Origin of the sequence: Acaryochloris sp. IP29b_bin.148 (assembly GCF_028285565.1) — a bacterium.
In the GTDB taxonomy this organism is placed as follows: domain Bacteria; phylum Cyanobacteriota; class Cyanobacteriia; order Thermosynechococcales; family Thermosynechococcaceae; genus Acaryochloris.
Map to the genome: position 1 here is coordinate 1 of NZ_JANQOY010000099.1, position 6,839 is coordinate 6,839.

The 6,839-nt window shown below is 41.4% G+C and carries 6 protein-coding genes and 2 pseudogenes; 5 read left to right on the plus strand and 3 right to left on the minus strand.

Annotated features, from left to right (window positions below; genetic code table 11):
• Positions 1 to 93: 93 nt before the first annotated feature.
• Positions 94 to 701: pseudogene (locus Q0986_RS22935) on the minus strand (IS5 family transposase); the annotation flags it as partial.
• A 169-nt stretch (positions 702 to 870) separates the two neighbouring features.
• Positions 871 to 2,889: an NACHT domain-containing protein gene (locus Q0986_RS09580; RefSeq protein ID WP_299408810.1), complete on the minus strand. Its 2,019-nt coding sequence runs from the start codon at positions 2,887 to 2,889 to the stop codon at positions 871 to 873.
• Positions 2,890 to 3,610: 721 nt separating this feature from the next.
• Between Q0986_RS09580 and Q0986_RS09585 the strand changes: the two genes are divergently transcribed.
• Together Q0986_RS09585 and Q0986_RS09590 are read left to right on the plus strand one after the other, a co-directional pair.
• Positions 3,611 to 4,147: a hypothetical protein gene (locus Q0986_RS09585; protein ID WP_299408813.1), complete on the plus strand. Its 537-nt coding sequence runs from the start codon at positions 3,611 to 3,613 to the stop codon at positions 4,145 to 4,147.
• Positions 4,148 to 4,154: 7 nt separating this feature from the next.
• Positions 4,155 to 4,793: a HEAT repeat domain-containing protein gene (locus Q0986_RS09590; protein ID WP_299408817.1), complete on the plus strand. Its 639-nt coding sequence runs from the start codon at positions 4,155 to 4,157 to the stop codon at positions 4,791 to 4,793.
• Between the two features lie 28 nt (positions 4,794 to 4,821).
• Here Q0986_RS09590 and ureC read toward each other — a convergent pair.
• Positions 4,822 to 5,217 (minus strand): annotated as a pseudogene (gene ureC / locus Q0986_RS09595) (urease subunit alpha); the annotation flags it as partial.
• 69 nt (positions 5,218 to 5,286) lie between these two features.
• On the opposite strand from ureC, the gene Q0986_RS09600 reads away from it, so the two are divergent.
• The 3 genes from Q0986_RS09600 (at position 5,287) to Q0986_RS09610 (ending at position 6,412) form a co-directional block, all read left to right on the plus strand.
• A complete protein-coding gene (locus Q0986_RS09600) occupies positions 5,287 to 5,583 on the plus strand; it encodes a hypothetical protein (RefSeq protein WP_299408820.1) in 297 nt (98 codons plus the stop codon).
• Positions 5,583 to 5,993, plus strand: coding sequence for a PIN domain-containing protein (locus Q0986_RS09605; RefSeq protein ID WP_299408823.1), 411 nt, complete (start codon positions 5,583 to 5,585; stop codon positions 5,991 to 5,993). Before Q0986_RS09600 ends, Q0986_RS09605 begins: the two co-directional genes overlap by 1 nt.
• A gap of 170 nt (positions 5,994 to 6,163) precedes the next feature.
• A complete protein-coding gene (locus Q0986_RS09610; RefSeq protein ID WP_299408827.1) occupies positions 6,164 to 6,412 on the plus strand; it encodes an EAL domain-containing protein in 249 nt (82 codons plus the stop codon).
• Positions 6,413 to 6,839 lie beyond the last annotated feature (427 nt).

Here is a 6,839-nt window from a genome sequence, read left to right on the forward strand (position 1 = left end):
TATCGATGGTATACACATCGAGGAGGACTCTAATTCAATAGATCGCGAGAAGGTCGCCTGATGCTCTCTCATACACCACATTTGACTATATCTCACTTGCCGTACCGCTTGCTCAAAGTTCTCCTCCGAGTACCCTTGGTCTACCCACACCACTGCTAGGCGAGACAAACGGTCCCGATTTTCATCTAACACCACCACAGCTCCCAAGCGTTCTGAGGCATTCGCCTCCGTCACCAATACTCCAATCAACAGCCCTTGGGAATCGACGACGAGGTGGCGTTTACGGCCTTTGACTAACTTTCCACCATCAAAACCATAGACCGAACCCTTTTTTCTGCCGTTTTCACCGATTGGGAGTCTGCAATCGCCACACTGGAGTCCGCTGCTCGACCCACGCCTTCTCGGAGCTGATGCCGTAGGGCAGTGTGAATCGTCTGCTAAATCCCTTGACGGTGCCACTTTTGGAAATACTTATAGACTGTCTCGTGAGGGGGTAAATCATGGGGAAGCATTTCCCACTGACAACCACTACGTTGGACGTAGAATATGGCGTTGAGGATTTCTCTGAGATTGACGGTTCGAGGTCTTCCGAATCCTTTAGCTGGAGGCAGTAGAGGACGAAGTATATCCCACTCTGCATCACTCATATCACTGGGGTAGGCTCGGCGTTCACTGTGGGCAATCTCAGGGAGTCGACTCATATATTCAAGACAGTAGTTGGGCTTGGATGTACAAACGCTATCGCACACTTCTGACCTAACTTGTCCGCTTTATACCTTCTTTAGAAATCAGCTCTGAGGAAAGGTCAAACTGTGATAATCAAGAGAAACTATCTTCAATGTATTAATAATCTCCATTTAAGCTGAGCGATTATAGTAGCTTCAACGGTAAGTCCATTTCTGCTAAATGCTTACGTAGCGTTCCGTGAACAAATTTATAGCCTCCGCCAACTCGCTGCATAAATATGCGTTCAGTAGCGTAAGTCAAAAAATGGGTATAGTTCCAAGGGGCATAACCCAGATAGCAGAGCGTTAAGCGTAAGTTAAAATATCGAAGACAAGCTGACCCACCACAAGTTAGGGTACCTAGTAGTCCATAAATTACAGCACCCATAATTCCATAGCCTACTCCATTTTCTAGTCCGCCATTCAATAACCCAAATAGACCACTTATCAAAAAACCACTTACTGCAGAAATAAACCCGATAATTGCTGCATTCTGTGCCGAATTCAAAATACCTTGATTGGGTTGCGTTGTATTTTTCAATACTGGCCCTCTCAAGCTAGAAAGCACCCATACAATAAAACTTATCAGTGGCGAAAAAAACAGCCCTAAAATGCTCATGAGCCATATCGCTAAGATTAGATCAACTTTGGAATTGGAGATCTTCCAGAGAATAAGTCCACTGACAAGACCAAATAAAAGACCTAAGATCAACTCTCGAAAAAATTTTTTCTTGCCTAGTGGTTCTTTAATAGACCATTCCAGTGTTTCTACAGTTTTTATATCATCTAAATTTCCTGTAATCAGTGCACCAATTAGTACACCAACTGCTCCAAACAATAGCCCGAAAATTCGTAATGCTTGTAGATTAGCTGACGGCAAGATGCTGAGCATACCAAATAATCCCATAAACAACCCAAAAATCAGGGCACTTTGGAAGCGGTAGCATAATTTTGCTTTCCAAATCAAAAACTGAGACTTGTTTGGGTGAAACTTCTGAGTTAGCGTACTTGGCTGCAATCGCTCAATTAAGAATATACCTTGAGAGCTTTCAGTCATTTGTTTAGCAAGCCAAATAAGATAATTAATAGTTCGCTTTTTCGGATAGGGATGCTTGATTGAACGATATTTGACTACCCGATCGCGCGTAAACATTTCATAAATATAGATATCCCATAATTTTTTCTGAGATAGACCTCCAAAGGAAAATTCTGATAGGTCTTCAAGAGAAAAGTCCTGAAACGCTAAACTCATGATCCATAAATTCAAAGGCGTCTCGGCAAGCTTTCGTATATCAGAGTCAGGCTTGTTATTTATAAATGTTTTTAGGGCTTGCAGCTGATTTTTCCTTGAATTCAAATACTGATTAATTTGCGGTAGTGTTAGTGGCTGAATAGTAACGATACTGTTGCAAGGCAATAGCTTAGATAGTTGTGCATAGTCTATTGTTCGACAGCCTATAACGATAGGCGTTATATCATTATCATGTCTAAATTTTTGTAAGGCCCTTATGCAATCAGCTCGAAAGTCTTCTTCAACCTCATCTAGCCCATCAAAAAACAGAAATAGCTTTTGATTAGCAATCCAGTCATTTACTATTTTCTGATTGGATATTTTGTAGAAGGTATCGAGTTCCTCAATTAACCAGTTTGATATCGATTGTCTTTTCTTTTTCCAAGAGGAAAGATTTAGTACCACAGGCAAATAAATCAGTTCTTCTTCTTTGCACTGAATTATTTCTTGCACCAATTTCAACAAAGTTATCGTTTTACCTGCACCTGAACTTCCCTGGATCAAAACTGTATGACCTATTCCTCTCTCTCCAAGGATATCAGCCTCTTTTATATATCTTAATAAGTTCGTTTTAGACTCTGAACGAAAATCATCGATATTACTAGATCCACTCAGTGAAGAATATTTTCTCTCTGCTAAATCAAAATCAATCAGAACCTGTTCTTTGAGTAACTCTTTTAAGAAGTCATCAAGCCAATTTCCCTTAACTGCTGCTAATAGCTTCTGACGATATAGCGACTTCTTGCTACCTCGACATTGGACTAAACTTAGATCGAATGCATTCACCACCATGTCACCTTCGACATTTCCAACCACGTTTGCAGGTGGAGAATCAACATTTATTTCCACTTTGGAAGTATCTTTATCTGTCATGACAAAGCTGATTAGAACGCTTGATTATTTCTTCTTTCTCAGTTATTCATATTAAGTTTAACAGTGAATATTTTTAGCTGGCCAGATAAAAACTCAAAACCAATTGACCTACATCACACCTTAGCTATTCAGTAAATTATTAACGTATTTCATAGCAATAACTAAAAAATAGACTATCCCAGAATATACGATACCGATAAAGAACAGTCCAGCAACAGAATAAAGTTCATAGTTTTCTATTGCACAATAATCACGAATATATCGACATTCAAATTCTCCTTTCAAAAAAATAAATCCTGAAATAAATATGGTAGATACCAGAAAATAGATATATTTTTTCTTGAATATATGTGTAAAAGCAAAAGGAGATAAAAGGATTATGAGATCGAACATTAAAAATGGGATATTCATAAAAATGGAAAGAATATGGGGATTGGGATAGCAACTAAATTTAAGTGATAAATGACTACTGAAATAGCTAAATTTTCTATTCTCTAGATAATAGACATTTATGAAATGGAGTTGCAGTTGCTTAGCTTTTTGAATTTCTTCAGTAATTTCAGTATTTTAAGTGTTTTCTATGGAATTCATCTTTAAAATGACAACTATGCCAGAATTAAGATCAAATGTAGTCTCCAATTCTAGCGAGTAGAATTGGAAGTAGAAACTTCTTCACAGTCGTACTCTAGACTTTTTAGCCCAAGTACTTTAGAGGGCCAACATGCCAAAAACATTAGTCATCGAAATTCCTGATGAACTCGAACAGCAGTTATCTACCCAAGCTCAAGTGTTGCAAACCTCCCTTGAGAATGTGGTTTTGCGTTCACTATCTCAGTCTCTAAATTTCGCTCTTCCCTCTACTGCACAAGCACAAAGTAGCCAGATTGAAGTGATTGAGATGCTGTTACGGATACAAACAGCAGCAGATGCCGGAAACTCCACGGTTGAAGTTCAAGCTACTCCAGCCACAATTTATGTAGCTGATGTTATGCAACAACGGCAACTGATCGCAGATGTGCAGCAAGCGCAAGATCAGGCACAGCACTGCTTACTAATTCAGATTCCCCCAAGTCAACAGTTATCTAAAACCTGTGCTGAGTTGCTAGAACAGTGTCGTTCTACAAAAGAGAATGCGGTCGGTGAACCAGCCTTAGCAGCAATTTTTTCTCCTATTGTTGAGGATTTGCAATCAACAGACGCCTCAATTCGTCTTAAAGCCGTAGAGAAGCTAAAAGGCTTAGGACGCCAGTCAGCCTAACTCTAGAATGACTGTTCAAGATACGGCTATAGAAATCTTGTGTGAGGTTTTACTGACAGATACTTCACCACTGATTCGTTGCTACGCTGCCCAAGCACTTGGTGAGATTGATCAAGAGAGTGCAGTAGCCATAACAGCCCTAGGAATTGCAGCTCGTCAAGATCCAAAAGCAATTGTTCGGACAATGGCCGTGTTAGCGATCGCAAATCTCTGTCATTCTGACCAATCTCGAAAAAAGATGTCCGAGAAAAATACGCCTAAAGTACAAATGACCTTCAATGCCCCAATTGAAGGAAATATAGTCGGCAATGTCGAAGGTGACATGGTGGTGAATGCTAACACCATTGAACAGACGCAAGCCGTTGCAGATATGGTGCAGCTTGTGCAAAATCTCTATCAACAGCATCCCCAAGCTTCCGAAACAGAAGCAGTTGAGCTTCTACAGAAAGAGATCGAACAGATTCAACAGGATCAGCCCACACGCTGGCAAGCCCTTCGGCAAGGTTTACTCAATCCCAAACGATGGCGGAATGGTGGCAAAGCAGCCTTAATCAAGGCCGGGGAGCATTTCACAGAAGAAAGTTTGTGGGGTAAAGTTGCGATCGCATTTTTAGAACAGTTCAGTGAAAAAACTGATTCAGAATAAATACCACTTGCTCCCTTTTGAATAGCCATCAAAACAAAAAGTACCGCTGTGCCATGGGTAACACCGTTGCAGGTTCACAGGTGAGCAATTCTCCATCGGCTCTGACTTCGTAAGTTTCTGAATCCACCTCAATTTTAGGTAGCAAATCATTCAGCTTCATATCGGCCTTACTGAGATTGCGTGTATTGGAGATGGCAACAACGTTTTTCTGCAAACCAATCTGGTCAGGAACGCCTTCCTTTATAGCGGCTTGAGAGACAAAGGTGAGAGACGTGGCTGCGAAGGCCGAAGGCCGCCCAGAGGTCATTGCACCTCTAAATCCACCAAACATCGGTCGCGTATGAACAGGTTGGGACGTTAACAATAGATCGGCTAGCTAGCCCACTTCCACCGAACCCACATGGATAGCAATCCCGTGGGAGACTACGAAATTAGCCGCTTCATAGCGCTCGTGCTTGCTATTATTTAAACACCACTAGGGTCCAGTAAATCTATGACGGCAAAAGAGCGACTCCTTCGTGAAGTTGAGCAGGCACCTGATGATCTCTTGGAAGAAGTCTTAAATTTCTTACTCTTCACGAAGTCGAAACAAGCAACAGAGCAGCCTCTACCTCATAACAGTGCAGTGCAAACTGCACATGAAGCAAAAGATACCAATAGTACATCCCTCATTTGGGATAGCTTTTCCAACTTTACTGAGAACATACCTGAGGACGTTCTAGATCAGCTGCCGACAGATGGCGCTGAGCAACACGACCACTACATCTATGGCACGCCTAAACAGCCCTGATGCAGCCTATTTTCGCAGACACGTTTTACTGGACAGCTTTAATCAACCCTCGCGACCAGTGGCATCAACAGGTTAAAGCTTTAAGCCCTAAGTTATCTCAACAACATTTGGTCACAATGGATGAGGTCTTGATTGAGTTTCTCAACTTTTTCTCTACCTCTAATGCCTATATGCGCAACGGCGTTGCCGATCAAGTGCAGAATATTTTGAATAGTCGTCAGGTTCAGGTTGTGGCTCAAACTCGTAATTCTTTCTTGGATGGGTTGAGTCTGTATGCCCAACGACTAGACAAAGGTTACAGTCTGACAGATTGCATCTCTATGCAGACAATGAGACGGCAAGGAATCATACAAATACTCACTCATGATAAGCACTTTGCACAAGAGAGCTTTGTAATTCTCTTGAAATAACGGCCTAAAACAGAAAATACCGTTGAGCCATGAAAGTTTGATTGTTGATTATCTGGAGAACCTCGTTTTTACAGGACAAATTTATCCAGCCAAACTGATTCTAGAAATCACTGAGCGGGGGCTGATAGAAGCCGTAATCGAAAGCCAGGCTCCAAATTGATCAACTCCATATGCTAGGGATTAGAGTCGCGATTGATGATTTTGGTGCGGGGTATTCCTCACTACGTTCCGTAATGGCGCTTCCAGTCGATCTGCTTAAGTTTGATCGATCCCTTGTTGCGGGTACAGCTCAGGATCAACGCATGCAAAATGTACTGTCCGTCCTGGTGGGAATGGCCAGTAGTTTCAAGATTACGGTGATCGGTGAAGGAGTTGAAAAGCCTGAGGATATCGAGATAATGAAACAGCCCAAATTCTAACTCTTACAAGGCTTTTACTGTGCTAAGCCCATGCCTCTCAGAGAATTACACGGCTTTGCTCAGGAATTTTCACCTCGTGTTTAGTAGCCTGAATTCCTCAACACTATCTTACATATCACAATAATTTAGGAACCAGAGCTTTAACCTAATAGCTCACATGTGATTTTTACGTGCCTCACATATGAGGCACGTAAAAGTTTTTAAAAAGATCCTCTATTATTGCTTTCGTTGCAAAATCGACAGCAGAATCGATAACAGTTTTAACTAAAGCAATAACAGGTTTAACTAATAAGTCTTGAACTAGCCTAATTTTCACAGTCTCTCTCAAAAACTAGTGCAGCCTGGCTGAAATAACCATTCAGCTTATCTATCGTCAGTGAACCCTGCAAATTTCCAATTGAAGGGCTTGGCCATCGTGCGGTTAAAG

Coding starts and splice junctions, on each gene's coding strand:
- Q0986_RS09580 (WP_299408810.1), bottom strand. CDS start 2,889: ATGACAGATAAAGATACTTCCAAAGTGGAAATAAATGTTGATTCTCCA.
- Q0986_RS09585 (WP_299408813.1), top strand. CDS start 3,611: ATGCCAAAAACATTAGTCATCGAAATTCCTGATGAACTCGAACAGCAG.
- Q0986_RS09590 (WP_299408817.1), top strand. CDS start 4,155: ATGACTGTTCAAGATACGGCTATAGAAATCTTGTGTGAGGTTTTACTG.
- Q0986_RS09600 (WP_299408820.1), top strand. CDS start 5,287: ATGACGGCAAAAGAGCGACTCCTTCGTGAAGTTGAGCAGGCACCTGAT.
- Q0986_RS09605 (WP_299408823.1), top strand. CDS start 5,583: ATGCAGCCTATTTTCGCAGACACGTTTTACTGGACAGCTTTAATCAAC.
- Q0986_RS09610 (WP_299408827.1), top strand. CDS start 6,164: ATGCTAGGGATTAGAGTCGCGATTGATGATTTTGGTGCGGGGTATTCC.